13 protein-coding genes and 1 riboswitch are annotated in these 15,366 nt (G+C 56.0%); of the genes, 4 read left to right on the top strand and 9 right to left on the bottom strand.

The window, feature by feature from the left end:
• Positions 1-40: 40 nt before the first annotated feature.
• The 4 genes from thiQ to sgrR form a co-directional block, all read right to left on the bottom strand.
• Positions 41-745 carry a thiamine ABC transporter ATP-binding protein ThiQ gene (gene thiQ, locus LQ945_RS16800; protein ID WP_044554155.1) on the bottom strand — a complete coding sequence of 235 codons (705 nt, stop codon included), beginning with the start codon at positions 743-745 and terminating at the stop codon, positions 41-43.
• Positions 732-2,339 (bottom strand): thiamine/thiamine pyrophosphate ABC transporter permease ThiP, encoded by a 1,608-nt coding sequence (thiP, locus tag LQ945_RS16805; RefSeq protein ID WP_044554156.1) that lies wholly within the window; start codon positions 2,337-2,339, stop codon positions 732-734. The genes thiQ and thiP overlap by 14 nt, the downstream gene beginning before the upstream one ends.
• A complete protein-coding gene (thiB, locus tag LQ945_RS16810; protein WP_044554157.1) occupies positions 2,315-3,301 on the bottom strand; it encodes a thiamine ABC transporter substrate binding subunit in 987 nt (328 codons plus the stop codon). Before thiB ends, thiP begins: the two co-directional genes overlap by 25 nt.
• 58 nt (positions 3,302-3,359) lie before the next feature.
• Positions 3,360-3,465, bottom strand: a riboswitch (TPP riboswitch).
• 37 nt (positions 3,466-3,502) lie between these two features.
• The gene (sgrR, locus tag LQ945_RS16815) at positions 3,503-5,164 is read right to left on the bottom strand and encodes an HTH-type transcriptional regulator SgrR (protein WP_270101281.1); all 1,662 of its coding nucleotides are present in this window, start codon (positions 5,162-5,164) and stop codon (positions 3,503-3,505) included.
• 90 nt (positions 5,165-5,254) lie between these two features.
• Here sgrR and sgrT point away from each other — a divergent pair, with 90 nt between their 5' ends.
• The 3 genes from sgrT to LQ945_RS16830 all read left to right on the top strand — a co-directional run bounded on the left by sgrT (position 5,255) and on the right by LQ945_RS16830 (position 8,407).
• The gene (sgrT, locus tag LQ945_RS16820; protein WP_071827067.1) at positions 5,255-5,428 is read left to right on the top strand and encodes a glucose uptake inhibitor SgrT; all 174 of its coding nucleotides are present in this window, start codon (positions 5,255-5,257) and stop codon (positions 5,426-5,428) included.
• A 159-nt stretch (positions 5,429-5,587) separates the two neighbouring features.
• On the top strand, positions 5,588-6,793 hold the full coding sequence (locus LQ945_RS16825; protein WP_270101282.1) for a sugar efflux transporter: 1,206 nt from the start codon (positions 5,588-5,590) through the stop codon (positions 6,791-6,793).
• 141 nt (positions 6,794-6,934) lie between these two features.
• On the top strand, positions 6,935-8,407 hold the full coding sequence (locus LQ945_RS16830) for a DASS family sodium-coupled anion symporter (protein WP_044554160.1): 1,473 nt from the start codon (positions 6,935-6,937) through the stop codon (positions 8,405-8,407).
• A gap of 36 nt (positions 8,408-8,443) precedes the next feature.
• Here LQ945_RS16830 and leuD read toward each other — a convergent pair whose 3' ends face one another.
• The 5 genes from leuD to leuL form a co-directional block, all read right to left on the bottom strand.
• The gene (gene leuD / locus LQ945_RS16835; protein ID WP_044554161.1) at positions 8,444-9,046 is read right to left on the bottom strand and encodes a 3-isopropylmalate dehydratase small subunit; all 603 of its coding nucleotides are present in this window, start codon (positions 9,044-9,046) and stop codon (positions 8,444-8,446) included.
• 9 nt (positions 9,047-9,055) lie between these two features.
• The gene (leuC, locus tag LQ945_RS16840; RefSeq protein ID WP_262240577.1) at positions 9,056-10,456 is read right to left on the bottom strand and encodes a 3-isopropylmalate dehydratase large subunit; all 1,401 of its coding nucleotides are present in this window, start codon (positions 10,454-10,456) and stop codon (positions 9,056-9,058) included.
• Position 10,457: 1 nt separating this feature from the next.
• Complete coding sequence (gene leuB, locus LQ945_RS16845) at positions 10,458-11,549, bottom strand: 3-isopropylmalate dehydrogenase (RefSeq protein WP_041414192.1); 1,092 nt, start codon at positions 11,547-11,549, stop codon at positions 10,458-10,460.
• Positions 11,550-11,551: 2 nt separating this feature from the next.
• Positions 11,552-13,126 (bottom strand): 2-isopropylmalate synthase, encoded by a 1,575-nt coding sequence (gene leuA, locus LQ945_RS16850; RefSeq protein WP_044554163.1) that lies wholly within the window; start codon positions 13,124-13,126, stop codon positions 11,552-11,554.
• Between the two features lie 89 nt (positions 13,127-13,215).
• Positions 13,216-13,299 carry a leu operon leader peptide gene (gene leuL, locus LQ945_RS24910; protein WP_156033875.1) on the bottom strand — a complete coding sequence of 28 codons (84 nt, stop codon included), beginning with the start codon at positions 13,297-13,299 and terminating at the stop codon, positions 13,216-13,218.
• Positions 13,300-13,979: 680 nt separating this feature from the next.
• Between leuL and leuO the strand changes: the two genes are divergently transcribed.
• Positions 13,980-14,927: a transcriptional regulator LeuO gene (gene leuO / locus LQ945_RS16855; protein ID WP_270103001.1), complete on the top strand. Its 948-nt coding sequence runs from the start codon at positions 13,980-13,982 to the stop codon at positions 14,925-14,927.
• The last annotated feature ends 439 nt before the right edge of the window (positions 14,928-15,366 follow it).

Here is a 15,366-nt window from a genome sequence, read left to right on the forward strand (position 1 = left end):
CAACAGGTTTATTTGCACAGCATAAAAAACGGGCGGAAGATCACGGTTTGTGTGAAATGCCCAGCACCTTGGCTTCCGGCGCGCTGCCGTCCAGCAGTGCCTGCGTCGGGCCGTCGTAATAAATGCGGCCGTCCACCACCAGCAGGGTCCGTGGCGCCATGCGTGCGGCGTCATCCAGGTTGTGCGATACCATTAACAGCGTCAGGTTTCTCTGGTCGCAAACTTCCTGCAGCAGTTGCAACATCTCATTGCGTAAAGCCGGATCGAGCGCCGAAAAAGGTTCGTCGAGCAACAGGATGGGCCGCTGGCGGATCAGGCAACGCGCCAGGGCGGCGCGCTGACGTTGGCCACCGGAGAGTTGCGACGGCAGGCGGGGCAGATGTTCTTCCAGCCCCACTTGCCGGGCAATTTGCGCCAACTGCCGCTTCTGCTCTTCATTCAGCCGCAGGCCGGGATCCAGGCCCAAGCCGATGTTCTGCTCCACCGTCAGGTGGGCGAACAGGTTATTTTCCTGAAACAACATCGAGACCGGGCGTTTGGCCGGCGGTGTGCCGGTGTGGTCGCTGCCGTTAAGCAGCAACCTGCCGCTGGCGGCCGGCAGAAAACCGGCGATCAGGCTGAGCAGGGTACTTTTCCCCGCCCCGCTGGGACCCAGCACCGCGACGCGTTCGCCCGGTTGAATACGCAGGTCGAAGCGCATTGGCAGGTGTTCATACAGATAGGTCAGTTTTTCAAGCTTTAGCATGGCGGCCCGGTAAGCGTTCGATCAGGGTAAACAGCAGGAAGCACAGCAGCAGCAACAGCAACGCGGTGACCGCGCCGTCATTGCTGCGGTAGGCGCCGATCTGCTGGTACAGGTAAAAAGGCAGGGTGCGGAAATGTTCGTTGCCAAACAGCGCCACCACGCCGAAATCGCCGATCGACAGCACGCAGGCGAAGGCCAGCGCCTGGGCCAACGGGCGGCGCAGCGCTTTCAGCTCAATCCAGCGTAGCCGCTGCCAGCCCTGAATATCCAGCGACAGGCACAGCGGATTATAGCGTTCGGCCAGGTCGCGCATGGGGTTTTCCAACACTTTTAGCGCATAGGGCACGGCCATCAACGCATTGGTGAGGATCACCAGCGCATACGGCGACTGCGGCAGCCCGACGGTGTCGCTTAACAGCAGGAAGAAACCGGTGGCCAGCACGATGCCCGGCATCGCCAGGATCACCATGCCGCTCAGCTCCAGCGCGTGGCCCCAACGGAGCCTCTGTTGCAGCTTCAGCTCACGGCTGCTCCATAGCAGCATCATGGCCAGCACGACACAAAGTACGCCCGCCCCCAGAGCAATGCGCAACGAAGTGAACAACGCCTGCCACAACACCTGTTGCTGCAGGACGCTGACCAGCGTTTGATTGGCGCCGTCGGCGATCACCGCCAGCAGTGGGGGCAACAGCAGCAGCAACGCGGCGGCAATCAGCAAAAAGTCACTGATGCGTCGCCACAGGCTGTCTTCCGGATTACGCCAGATATGGGCATGGGTATTGCCGACCGGCAGCGCCTGGCTCAGCCGCTGGCTGAATATCACCAGTCCCAGGCAGCATGTCAGTTGGATCAGCGCCAGCAGGGCGGCGCGGCTGAGATCGTAGTCGTAACTGAGCGCCTGATAGATGGCCAGTTCGATGGTGGTCGCCTGCGGGCCGCCTCCCAGCGACAGTACGGTGGCGAAGCTGGCGAAGCACAGCATAAAGATCAGCGCGCCGCTCGGCAGGATTTGACGGCGCAGCGCCGGCCATTCGACAAAGCGAAACTGCTGCCAACCGCTCATGCCGAGCTGGGCTGACAATTGGCGCTGTTCAACCGGAATGTTTTCCAGCGCCTGCAGCAACAGACGTGTCGCCAACGGCAGGTTGAAAAACATGTGCGCCAGCAGGATGCCCTGCAGACCATAAGGCGTGAAACTGTAGTTAATGCCCAGCCAGCCACACAGCATTGCCAACCAGCCCTGGCGGCCATAGACGCTGAGCAGGCCGAACACCGCCACCAGTACCGGCAGCACCAGCGTCATGGCGCAGAGCCGCAGCAGTAACTGACGGCCGGGGAAACGGCGGCGATAGAGCGCCCGAGCCAACAGAATCGCGGGCAGCACCGAGATCAGCGCGGACAGCAGGGCTTGCCAAAACGTAAAGCGCACCACGTGCCACAGGTAGCTGTCTTGCCATAAACCACGCCAGTCGCTGTCCGGGGCGTGCCGCCACAGCGACCCCATCGCCAGCACGGCGATGGTCAGGATCAGGCCGGCGGCCAGCAGCCCCGGCCAGAGCCACTGCGGGATCAGTGGCTGACGGCGGTTTGCCATGCCCGGATCCAGTTGCTGCGTTGTTTGGCCACTTCTTCTGCGCTGTATTGCAAGGCGGTCTGCGGCACGGTCATTTGGTCAAATCCGGCCGGCAGTGAGGTCTTGATCACCGGGTACATCCAGTTGCCGGTAGGAATGGCATTTTGGAACGCCGGGGATACCATAAATTGCATAAAGCGTTCCGCCAACTCAGGCTGCTTGCCGGCCTTGAGTTTGCCCGCCACTTCCACCTGCAGATAATGGCCTTCACTGAAGTTGGCCGCGGCGTAACCGTCTTTTTTTTCTTCAATCAGATGGTAAGCCGGGGAGGTGGTGTAGCTGAGCACCAAATCGCCTTCGCCTTTCAGGAACAGGCCATAGGCTTCGCTCCAGCCCTTGGTCACGGTGACGGTCTTCTTCGCCAGCTTCTGCCAGGCCGCCGGTGCCTGATCGCCATACACTTTCTGCATCCACAGCAGCAGACCCAAACCTGGGGTACTGGTACGCGGATCCTCGTAGATCACTTTCCAGTTCTGGCTGCTGTCGACCAGCTCATGCAGGCTTTTGGGCGGGTTCTTCAGCTTTTCTTTGTTATAAACGAAGGCAAAGTAGCCGTAGTCATAAGGCACGAAGGTTTGGTCTTGCCAGCCGCCCGGGACGCTCAATTTGCTGCTGTCGACGTCGCTTGGCGCGAATAACCCGGTTTGTTGCGCAGCCTGCAGCAGGTTGTTGTCCAGCCCCAGCACCACGTCGGCGGCGCTGTTTTTGCCCTCCATGCGCAGGCGGTTAAGCAGTGAGACACCGTCTTCCAACGCGACAAATTTCAGCTCGCAATCGCACTGGGCCTCAAAGGCCTTTTTAACCGCCGGGCCAGGGCCCCAGTCAGCGGCGAAGGAATCGTAGGTGTAGACCGTCAGCGTGGGCTTGGCGAACACCGATGCGGCGCACAGCAACAGTAACAAGGGCAGGCTTTTTTTGACCACTTTGCACTCCTGAAAATTTAGGGGGGCAAGGGTATCTGAGGGGGCAAGCGGCTGATGCCGGATCGCTGGGCTCAAATCCCTCCGCCGGTATTGACCGGATCAGGTTCGACGGGTTTGTTCTCAGCAAAACCGGCCGCTGGCGTTTTGCACCCCGTTGAGACGGCGCCATTGTAAAGACTAACGGGCGCCGGTGAAAGGTGCTTATGCTTCCGGGGGGGCAAACCAGGCAGATTTGAAATCAAACCAACCCAGAGTGTTCATTCGTACGCCGCGCATGCTGCGCTGGCCATGCAGTTGCAGCCAGTGGTGGAACAGGGGATGCAATTGATGGCCGCTGACCAGACGTTGGCAAAAATCCGCCAGCGGCAGCGTATTGGCGCGCCACAGCGCCGCATCTTCGGACAAGTCCTCACTCATGCAGTGCTGCATCAGCGGCAGTTCATACAGGGTGGCGAACAGTGAAAACTCCAGTGGCAGGTAAAAGTTGGCGCTGCCGAGCCACAGGTCGGTGCTCGCGTCGCCTTTATGCCAGGTAGCGTAATCGACAATCTGAATATTCAGCTTGATGCCGTGCTGCGCGAGCAAGGGTTCGATGGCCTGCTGAATGGCGTGAAACTCTGAGTGTTCGCTGTAGTAGGTCAGGGTCAGCTCGGTCAAACCGGCCGGTTTGGGCTGCAAAGCCAGCGCGCGATTGTGGTGCCAGCGCGGCAGAATGCCGTAGGCCGGTGACCAATAGCGTTGATAAACAGGGCCGGCATTGCTCAGGAGCGAAATGGGGTTGATCAGTTCACACAACCAGCTGCGCATGATCGGATCGGCGGCCAGCGGTGAGCGCTGATCGAACAGCAGAAAATAGCAGCCTTCTTCCAGCCGGCTTTCCAGCTCGTTTTTCCCGGTATCGTCCGCCTGTAGCTGTACGCCGGAGTGCACCAGTTCTTCGGTCACCTCTGGCAGCACCCAGATATTGACCTCGTCGATCAGCGCGCGATAGCCAAAGTAATCGTCAAAGGCGTGAATTTTCATCTGGCTGCGGTGATTGCGCACCACGCTGTAGGGGCCGGTCCCTACCGGATGGCGCGAGAATTCCGGCAGGCTCTGCCACTCGCGCGGCAATATCATGGCGTGCACGCTGCCCAGCAGCCACGGCAGCCAGTAATCGGGCGCGTGCAAATGCACGTCAATCACGTAAGGCGTCGGCGAAGTCACGCGTTCGATATGGGAGAACAGCGGTTGTGGCATCAACCGGCTGAGCGAACGGATGACATCCTCCATTTCCAGCTCGCGCCCATGGTGAAAATGAATGGCCGGGCGTAGATAAAATCGCCAATGCAACGGCGTTAAAGCTTGCCAATGATGAGAAAGGTCGGATTCAAGTTCCCCGTTTTCCTCGTTTATCCGCGTCAGGCCGCTGAAAATCTGTCGGGCCAAATGGGTTTCCGAGCGCCGCAACGCCGAACCCGGCAACAGATTGTACAGTTGCCGGTAATAGAGCACGCGCAGGATATGTTTACCCTGACGAAAGCTGCGGCCCAGCTGGGATAGCAGCATCTGTCGCACTACGTTTTTATCGCCGACCAGCTGCACCAGCTGATCGATACGATCCTGCTCCAGCAACTCCTCGGCACGCTGCTGCTGTAGCGCCAGACCGGTATAGTGAAAGGTCAGTTGCGAACGCTTGCCGCGCCCCGACTCTGCCTGCCAGGTCAGCCAGCCCTGCTGCTGCATGGCGCCCAGTAACGAACGCACATGGCGGCGGGAACAGCTGAGCACTTCGGCCAGCTCCTGTAGCGTGGTTTCGGTCGTTTCACCGTGGCAGCGCTGCCACAGGCGAATGAACTGCTGTTGCAATCGGGATGTGGACATAAAAGAGGAAGGCTCCGGCGGTAACCCATCAATTTATCTTTCCCTATATTACGCCGATAATTTTCCTCAATGAAAGGGGGAGGGCGACGGATGAAAGTTTTCTTGTCAAAACAGTTCTATCAGCGCTACTTCAGTGCGATACGTCGGCAGCACGCCGACTGGTTGGGGCTGGTGCCTGAACAGGCGCGGCTGGAGATGTTGGCCCACCTGACCCAATGGGATATCGCGTCAATGACGGACAAGCAATACCGCGAGCATCTCTGAGGCTTCGGTAGCGAAAGTGTTTCTGAGTAATGGTGTTGTTCACCAGCCAGTGGGGTCATACCCACTGGTTTTTTTATTGTGGGCCACGGGGATATTCTTGCATTTTTTTCCCCTTGGCCTAAGGTTCTGTCTTCCGCATTAAAGCCCAGAGACGACGATATGAAACGACTGCATTGGCTGCCACGCCGCTTTAATCCCGTCTTTGCTGCTTTCCTGCTGATTGCTTTCCTTTCCGGTATTGCCGGCGCGCTATTGGCACCGACCCTGAGCCTGTTTTTAACCACCGAGGTTAAAGTCCGGCCGCTGTGGGTGGGTCTGTTCTATACCGTTAACGCTATTGTCGGTATTGCGGTCAGTTTTCTGCTGGCCAAACGCTCGGACACGCGCGGCGATCGACGCAAGCTGATCCTGGTGTGTTGCCTGATGGCGGTCGGCAATTGCCTGCTTTTTGCCTTCAACCGCGACTATTTGACGCTGATCACGGCCGGGGTGCTGCTGTCGGCGATTGCCAACACCGCCATGCCGCAGATTTTCGCACTGGCGCGGGAATATGCCGACAGCTCGGCGCGTGAAGTGGTGATGTTCAGCTCGGTCATGCGTGCGCAGCTGTCGTTGGCATGGGTCATTGGCCCGCCGCTGTCGTTTACGCTGGCGCTGAATTACGGCTTTACGGTGATGTTCGTCATTGCTGCGGCGACTTTTGCAATCTGTGCATTGTTGGTGTGGTTTACGCTGCCTTCGGTGCCGCGTGTTGTGCCGGTAGAACCTGCCGATACGCTAATCGCAGCGCCTTCGGCACCGATTGTCCCGGTCAGCGCCTGGCGGAATCCGGATGTCAGGCGGCTGTTTATCGCCTCGGTGCTGATGTGGACCTGCAATACCATGTACATCATCGACATGCCGCTGTATATCACCGCCGATCTGGGCCTGCCGGAGAACCTGGCGGGGCTGCTGATGGGCACGGCGGCCGGGCTGGAGATCCCGGCGATGCTGCTGGCCGGTTATTACGTCAAACGCTTCGGCAAACGCAATATGATGCTGTTCGCCGTGGTGGCAGGCATTCTGTTTTATGCCGGGCTGGTGGTGTTTAAATTCAAGCTGGCGCTGATGGTATTGCAGTTGTTCAACGCCATCTTTATCGGCATCATCGCCGGTATCGGCATGCTCTATTTCCAGGACCTGATGCCGGGACGGCCAGGCGCGGCGACAACGCTGTTTACCAACAGTATTTCTACCGGGGTGATCCTGGCCGGGGTGCTGCAGGGCGCATTGGTGGAAAACCTGGGCCATTACGCCGTGTACTGGCTGGCGACACTTTTGGCCGTGGCGGCGTTGTGGATGAGCGTTCGCGTACGAGAAGTGTGAGTTTAAACGGCATCAACATTGACGCATGTCATTGAGAACATTGCGCCAAGCCCCCAAGCTAAACGGATCCGGAGCTTCATCGCTGTGCTCCCGTCCATCTCTCTGCTGAGATGCCGATCCGTTTAGAAAAGTGGGTATGTTATGGATAAACTAACACCGCTCAAACCTGTCCCTTCCCTGTGTGCTGTCGCCGCCGCTCTGCTTATCTGGTTTGTGATCCCGGTTCCCGAAGGGGTTGCGCCCAATGCCTGGCATCTGCTGGCGCTGTTTATCGGCACTATCATCGCCATCATCGGCAAGGCAATGCCGATCGGTGCCGTTTCTATCGTGGCCATTGCACTGGTGGCCGTAACCGGTGTCACTAACCCCGGCAAACCGGGCGCGGCGCTGAATGATGCGCTCAGCGGTTTCTCCAACCAGTTGATTTGGTTGATCGGTTTTTCGATCATGATCTCGCTTAGCCTGAACAAAACCGGGCTGGGGGCGCGCATTGGCTACTACTTTATTTCGTTGTTCGGCAAGAAGACGCTGGGGATCGCCTATGCATTGACGCTGGCGGAAACGACCCTGGCGCCGGTCACCCCAAGCAATACCGCCCGAGGCGGCGGGATTATTCACCCGATCATGAAGTCAATCGCCGACAGCTTCGGCTCCCGGCCCGATCTGAATACCTCCGGTAAAATTGGCCGCTATCTGTCGCTGGTGAATTACAACATCAACCCCATCACGTCGGCGATGTTTATCACGGCTACTGCGCCCAACCCGTTGATCGTCAGCCTGATAGCCAAAGGCACGCACGGCAACTTCGAACTCTCCTGGTCTATGTGGGCAATCGCCGCGCTGGTGCCGGGCGTGTGTTCGTTGATCGTTATGCCGCTGGTTATTTATCTGCTGTATCCGCCGGAGGTGAAAAGCACCCCGGACGCGCCGCGTTTCGCTCGCGACAAGTTACAGGCTTTGGGCCCGGTCACTTTGCCGGAGAAAATCACCCTGGCAGTGTTTGCCCTGCTGCTGGTGCTGTGGGCGGGTATCCCGGCGATGATCTTCGGCCCGGCGCTGGCGGTTAACCCAACCACGGCCGCGCTGATTGGCCTGGCGGTACTGTTGGCGACCGGCGTGTTGAGTTGGGAGGACGTGTTGAAGCACAAAGGTGCCTGGGACACGGTGGTGTGGTTCTCCGCGCTGGTGATGATGGCCAGTTTCCTTGGCAAGTTGGGGTTGATCGGTTGGCTGTCGCAGACCGTGGGCAGCGGCATTGATCATATGGGGATGAGCTGGGTGGGCGGTACCGTGCTGCTGACCATCATCTATCTGTATTCGCACTACTTCTTTGCCAGCACCACCGCACACGTCACCGCCATGTTTGCCGCTTTCTTTGCCGCCGGCGTTGCGCTCGGGGCGCCACCGGCGCTGTTGGGCCTGATCCTGGCGTTTTCGTCTTCTCTGATGATGTCACTGACCCACTATGGTACCGGGACGGCACCGATCATTTTCGGTTCCGGCTATGTGACGCTGGGCGAATGGTGGAAAGCCGGTTTTGTGATGAGCGTGATTAACCTGCTGATTTGGATGTTAATTGGCGGGGCCTGGTGGAAGTGGCTGGGTTACTGGTGATAAAAAAACACCCGCCAGTCGGCGGGTGTTTGCTGTTCAGTTCAGGAAGGCCGGCTGCTGCGCCTCGTAGCGCGAAATATCCGCTTCGTGCTGCAGCGTCAGGCCGATGCTGTCCAGCCCATGGATCATGCAGTGGCGGCGGAAACTGTCGATCTCAAACGGGTAGCTTTTGCCACCGGCATTGACCGTCTGATTCTCCAGGTCGACCACGAATTCAACCCCTTCGTTGTCTGCAACCAGGTTGAACAGCTCATCGACCTGCTGTTCGCTCAAAGTAACCGGCAGCAGCTGGTTGTTGAACGAGTTGCCGTAGAAGATATCGGCGAAGCTTGGTGCAATCACCACTTTGAAACCGTAATCGGTCAGTGCCCACGGAGCGTGCTCACGTGAGGAGCCACAGCCAAAGTTTTCACGCGCCAGCAGGATGCTGGCACCTTTGTAGCGCGGCTTGTTCAGCACGAACTCAGGGTTTGGCTGCTGGCCGGCGTCGTCGAGGAAGCGCCAGTCGTTAAACAGGTGCTGGCCGAAGCCGGTACGCGTCACTTTCTGTAAAAACTGTTTTGGAATGATGGCGTCGGTGTCGACGTTAGCCGCGTCCAGAGGCACGACTAAACCAATATGTTGAGTAAATTTAGACACGTTAGCCCCTTAGTGAATATCACGGATATCGGCGAAATGACCGGCAACGGCCGCCGCCGCGGCCATCGCAGGGCTGACCAGGTGAGTACGTCCACCGCGGCCCTGACGCCCTTCGAAGTTACGGTTGCTGGTAGATGCACAGCGCTCGCCAGGGTTCAGACGATCGTTGTTCATCGCCAGACACATTGAGCAGCCTGGCAGACGCCATTCGAAACCGGCTTCAATAAAGATTTGATCCAGGCCTTCCGCTTCCGCTTGAGCCTTCACCGGGCCGGAGCCCGGCACCACGATAGCCTGTACGCCGTTGGCAACCTTGCGGCCTTTGGCGATTGCCGCCGCCGCGCGCAAATCTTCGATACGTGAGTTGGTACAAGAACCGATAAACACTTTGTCGATCGGCACTTCGGTCAGCTTGATGCCCGGTTTGAGGTCCATATAGGCCAACGCTTTTTCTGCTGAGGCACGTTCAACCGGATCGCTGAACGATTCCGGCGCCGGAATAGCCTGATTGACAGCAATGACCTGGCCTGGGTTGGTGCCCCAGGTGACCTGTGGCGCGATGTCTTCGGCGCGCAGGGTCACTACGGTATCGAACCTGGCGTCGTCATCGGACTTCATGGTGCGCCAGTAGGCGACAGCCTGCTCCCAGTTATTGCCGGTTGGGGCAAACTGACGGCCTTTCAGGTATTCAAAGGTGGTGTCGTCCGGAGCCACTAACCCGGCTTTGGCGCCCATTTCGATCGCCATGTTGCACAGGGTCATACGGCCTTCCATGCTCAGCGCTTCAATCGCTTTGCCACAGAATTCCACGACGTGGCCGGTACCGCCGGCACTGCCGGTTTTGCCGATAATCGCCAGCACGATGTCCTTGGCGGTAATGCCTTCGGCTGCGTCGCCGGTGACTTCAATCTTCATGGTCTTGGCGCGCCCCTGTTTCAGGGTCTGGGTAGCCAAAACGTGCTCCACTTCCGAAGTGCCGATACCGAAGGCCAGCGAGCCGAAAGCGCCGTGCGTCGCGGTGTGGGAGTCGCCGCAGACGATGGTCATGCCCGGCAGCGTCATGCCCTGTTCAGGGCCGATGACGTGTACGATGCCCTGGAACGGGTGGTTCAGGTCATACAGTGAGACGCCGAATTCAGCACAGTTCTTGATCAGCTCCTGCATTTGAATACGCGCCATCTCGCCGCTGGCATTGATGTCTTTGGTTTGGGTCGAGACGTTGTGATCCATGGTGGCAAAGGTCTTACCCGGTTGGCGCACTTTGCGGCCCATGGCGCGCAGGCCGTCAAACGCCTGTGGTGAAGTGACTTCGTGCACCAGATGGCGGTCGATATACAACAACGGCGTTTCGTTCGGTGCTTCATACACCACGTGGGCATCGTACAGCTTCTGATATAAGGTCTTGGCCATGTTATGCCCCCTGAGCTACAAAGCGGGCGATGATGTCGCCCATTTCATCGGTGCTGATGGCTTTACCGGTGCCAGCCAGATCGGCGGTGCGGTAACCCTGTTCCAGCGCCTGGTTGATGGCGCGTTCTACGGCATCTGCTGCTTCAGTGGCACCCAGGCTGTAACGCAGCAGCAGGGTGGCTGACAGGATCTGGGCGATCGGGTTGGCGATGCCTTTACCCGCGATGTCCGGCGCAGAACCGCCTGCGGGCTCGTATAAACCGAAGCCTTGCTCGTTCAGGCTGGCGGACGGCAGCATGCCCATCGAACCGGTGATCATTGCGCACTCATCGGACAAAATATCGCCGAACAGGTTGGAACACAGCAGCACGTCGAACTGCGACGGGTCTTTGATCAACTGCATGGTGGCGTTGTCGATATACATATGCGACAGCGACACGTCTGGGTAATCCTTAGCGACCTGATTCACCACTTCGCGCCACAGAATGGAGCTCTGCAATACGTTGGCTTTATCAATCGAGGTCACTTTATTGCGGCGCTTGCGGGCAGATTCGAAGGCGATGCGCGCAATGCGTTCGATCTCGAAACGATGATAGACCTCGGTGTCGAAAGCGCGTTCCTGCATGCCCTGGCCTTCGCGGCCTTTCGGCTGGCCGAAATAGATGCCGCCGGTCAGTTCACGCACGCACAGAATATCGAAACCGCGGGCGGCGATGTCGGCGCGCAGCGGGCAGAACTCTTCCAACCCTTGATACAGGCGAGCAGGGCGCAGGTTGCTGAACAGTTTGAAGTGCTTGCGCAAGGGCAGCAAGGCACCGCGTTCAGGCTGCTCTGCCGGCGGCAAGTGTTCCCATTTCGGGCCACCTACTGAACCGAACAGAATAGCGTCGGCTTGCTCGCAACCGGCGAGGGTTGCCTGCGGCAGCGGACTGCCATGACGATCGATGGCAATACCACCGACGTCGTACTCGGCTTCGGTGATGCGGATATCAAAGCGCTGACGCACTGCGTTCAACACTTTACGCGCTTGGGCCATTACTTCCGGGCCGATTCCGTCTCCGGGCAAGACGGCAATGTGGTAGGTCTTCGTCATGTTCACACCGTTTCCTGATTATTTTGATGTTTGCTTTGCTGCAGACGCTGCTTTTCTTTTTCTACCTGCTGGGAGCGCCAAATATTATTCAATACGTGAACCATCGCCTTGGCGGAGGATTCCACGATGTCGGTCGCCAGACCTACGCCATGGAAGCGGCGGCCGTTGTAGGACACCACGATATCAACCTGGCCCAGCGCATCGCGCCCCTGGCCCTTGGCGGTTAATTGATATTTCACCAGTTCGATCGGGTAACCGGTAATCCGGTTGATTGCCTGATAAACCGCGTCAACCGGGCCATTGCCGGTGGCCGCTTCGGCTTTCTCTTCTTCGCCGCAGACCAGTTTCACCGAGGCGGTGGCCATAATGCTGCTGCCTGACTGCACGCTGAAGTAATCCAGGCTGAAGTGCTCTGGCTCTTCCTGTTGCTTATTAATGAACGCCAGCGCTTCCAGGTCGTAATCGAACACCTGGCCTTTTTTGTCGGCCAGCTTCAGGAAGGCGGCGTACAGATTGTCCAGGTTGTAGTCCTGTTCCTTATAGCCCATCTCTTCCATACGGTGTTTCACCGCAGCGCGACCGGAACGGGAAGTCAGGTTCAACTGTACATCCTTCAGACCTATGGTCTGCGGGGACATGATTTCGTAGTTTTCGCGATTTTTCAGCACGCCGTCTTGGTGAATACCGGAGGAGTGGGCGAAAGCATTGGAACCGACGATCGCTTTGTTGGCCGGGATCGGCATGTTGCACAGCTGGCTGACAATCTGGCTGGTACGGAAAATTTCCTGATGGTTGATGTTGGTGTGCACGTTCATGATGTCCTGGCGCACTTTGATCGCCATGATCACTTCTTCCAGTGAGGTGTTGCCTGCGCGTTCACCGATACCGTTCAGGGTCCCTTCAACCTGGCGGGCGCCGGCCTGCACTGCGGCGATGGAGTTGCCGACCGCCATGCCCAGATCGTCGTGGCAATGGACGGAGATAATGGCTTTATCGATATTCGGTACGCGGTCATACAGGGTGGTGATAATGCCGCCAAACTGGTTCGGCGTGGTGTAGCCCACGGTGTCCGGGATATTGATGGTGGTAGCGCCGGCATTGATAGCGGCTTCTACCACGCGACACAGGTTATCGATTGGCGTGCGGCCAGCGTCTTCGCAAGAGAATTCTACGTCGTCCGTGTAGTTACGGGCGCGCTTCACCGAGCGTATTGCCATCTCCAGCACTTCGTCGAACGAGCGCTTCAGTTTTGATTCAATATGCAGGGTCGAGGTGGCCAGGAACACGTGAATGCGGAACGCTTCGGCGACGCGTAATGCTTCGGCCGCGACGTCGATATCTTTATCTACGCAACGCGCCAGGCCACAGACACGGCTGTTTTTAATCTGGCGAGCGATGGTTTGCACGGATTCGAAATCACCCGGTGAGGAGACAGGGAAACCCACTTCCATGACGTCGACACCCATTCTTTCCAGCGCCATCGCAATCTGAATCTTCTCTTTCACGCTCAGGCTGGCTTGCAGCGCCTGTTCGCCATCACGCAAAGTTGTATCGAAAATAATGACTTGTTGGCTCATCGGGTGGTTCCTTATCGTGTTTATTTCACGCTAAGCGGGTAAAAAAAAACCCGCGCAGTAGCGCGGGTTTGTTATGAGGGTGGGTTGAATCAGCTCTGAACTCCGTCCACCGGCATACCGCGCAAAGAAGATGCGTTAAGTAGTAGGCCTAGTAGACGGTAAGTGCGGTTCATGGCGGTTCAACTCTCTAAATAATTTCGTTGTCTAATTTGATACGTTATTGGCCTAACTATGTCAACACCTGATTGAAAATGAGGGTACTCCTTTAGAGTCCGATTAACGCACCCGCAGCAACAGACGATAGTTCGGTGAAAAATGACATTGTCAGAGAAAAGGTGAAGGCGGATTTGCGGCCCGGTTAGCATAAACGAAATGAATATATATCCTCGCAATTGCTTCTGAGGGACAGTGCGTTAAAATTAAAGATGCAAAACAACGGGAGCCGTGCTAGCCAGCATTGAAGGTGGTGATTTTGTATTGTTGGCGTCAATGTTTTACGGTGGTTTATATTTTTCGTGAATTGGTCATAGGACTAAGATGGGCCGATAAGTCACGGTTGTTTGATTGGGTGATGTGTTTTTTAATATGGTTTATCGGAAGGAGTGATAATGATTTTTTACTGTAATCCATTAAAAATAACAATTGCAGAATCTCTATCGGGAGGTGAATGATAAACCTGTTGCAAACCGGATGTTGGCTTTTAACCATGTTTATAAACAGGACGATGCTTTAGCCCGATTTCAAACGAACGGAGCGAGAGATAACTAATTCTTCCCGGTGTGATTAATGCCACAATTTTGTTGTTTTAATTATGCCTGATGAATTATCTACACAGGACTTAGTGGAGTGGGATATGTCGGAATGTAATTCAGGAGTTATCATTGATAAGGACGCCACTGATATTCATTTACGCAGTGTCGATCTGAACTTGCTCACCGTGTTCGATGCCGTGATGCAGATGCAAAATATTACCCGGGCTGCGGGTTTTTTGGGAATGTCACAACCGGCAGTCAGCAATGCGGTTGCGCGGTTGAAACTGATGTTTAACGATGAGCTGTTCGTACGCTGTGGACGTGGTATTCAACCGACGGCACGAGCCCGACAGCTGTTTGGGCCCGTCAGACAGGCTTTGCAGTTGGTGCAAAATGAGCTGCCGGGCGCGGAGTTCGAACCCTTCACCAGTGAACGTGTTTTCTCCATCGCCATCTGCAGCCCGCTTGATCTGCGACTGGGGGCCGGAATAATCAATCACTTGAGGGAAATTGCCCCGCAAACTCATTTAAAAATAAAATCCTATATAAGTAATAATATCGATAATCAATTACGTTATCAGGAAGTCGAGTTTGTGATTGGTTATGCCAGTTTTGATCCGACAGAGTTTAAAAGTGTGGCGATTTTTGACGATGAGTTAGTGTTGGTTACCGCCAGAAAGCATCCCAGAATTGGAACAGATATTACGCCTGAACAGATTATGTCAGAGCAGCATGCTGTAGTTTCACTGGAGAGTTTTTACTCTTTTAGTAAACCTTACTATATAGAAGAAGCAATGCAGCGCCTCGTGGCTCAGCAATGCACCGATTTATACAGCGTATTGAATATGGTTTCCAATACCCACATGATGGCAATTGTTCCTGCATGGTTGGCCCAGCAACAGTCGGAAGCATTGCAATTGCAGTTCGTTCCATTACCCTGGAATGAAAACAAGGTCACCTGTTACCTGTCTTGGCATGAATCGGCAGAGCGTGATAAGGGCCATCAATGGATGAAAATCCAGCTTGGTCAGTCTGATATATCGGAGTAAGTCAGTCTATTATTACCCCCATGGTGGTAATGTCCCATTGGGGGGTAATTTACACTGCCGATTTATTAAGAATTATCTTGGTATTATCTAAGGGGTTTCTTTATTTCAGCACTCTGGATGAATTCATTTATAATGATTTATACAGTTTCATTAAAAATATCGATATAAAATTATATACTGAAATGTTATTCATACCTGGTTTTTATCTCTGTTCTCGGGTGGGCTTTTCGGCCTTGCATTTTGTGGCCTGGATAAAACCTTTTCCTCCCCTTTTTGTCCAACGATGAGACGCGGTGAAATTAACCTGAGTTTTGGCTCACACTTCTACGCTGAAATCTCTTTTCCCGCCGCCTGAGAGTAGGTAGACTGCGCGAAAAAAAGTAAACACGTGTAAGCTGAGATGTGAGAAGAGGTTATCTCGCACTCCGCTAACTGTTTG

The sequence above is a fragment of the Serratia liquefaciens genome (genome assembly GCF_027594825.1).
Lineage (GTDB): Bacteria > Pseudomonadota > Gammaproteobacteria > Enterobacterales > Enterobacteriaceae > Serratia > Serratia liquefaciens_A.

Coding starts and splice junctions, on each gene's coding strand:
- leuL (WP_156033875.1), bottom strand. CDS start 13,299: ATGAACCGCACTTACCGTCTACTAGGCCTACTACTTAACGCATCTTCT.
- thiP (WP_044554156.1), bottom strand. CDS start 2,339: ATGGCAAACCGCCGTCAGCCACTGATCCCGCAGTGGCTCTGGCCGGGG.
- thiQ (WP_044554155.1), bottom strand. CDS start 745: ATGCTAAAGCTTGAAAAACTGACCTATCTGTATGAACACCTGCCAATG.
- sgrT (WP_071827067.1), top strand. CDS start 5,255: ATGAAAGTTTTCTTGTCAAAACAGTTCTATCAGCGCTACTTCAGTGCG.
- leuB (WP_041414192.1), bottom strand. CDS start 11,549: ATGACGAAGACCTACCACATTGCCGTCTTGCCCGGAGACGGAATCGGC.
- leuC (WP_262240577.1), bottom strand. CDS start 10,456: ATGGCCAAGACCTTATATCAGAAGCTGTACGATGCCCACGTGGTGTAT.
- leuA (WP_044554163.1), bottom strand. CDS start 13,126: ATGAGCCAACAAGTCATTATTTTCGATACAACTTTGCGTGATGGCGAA.
- LQ945_RS16830 (WP_044554160.1), top strand. CDS start 6,935: ATGGATAAACTAACACCGCTCAAACCTGTCCCTTCCCTGTGTGCTGTC.
- sgrR (WP_270101281.1), bottom strand. CDS start 5,164: ATGTCCACATCCCGATTGCAACAGCAGTTCATTCGCCTGTGGCAGCGC.
- LQ945_RS16825 (WP_270101282.1), top strand. CDS start 5,588: ATGAAACGACTGCATTGGCTGCCACGCCGCTTTAATCCCGTCTTTGCT.
- leuO (WP_270103001.1), top strand. CDS start 13,980: ATGTCGGAATGTAATTCAGGAGTTATCATTGATAAGGACGCCACTGAT.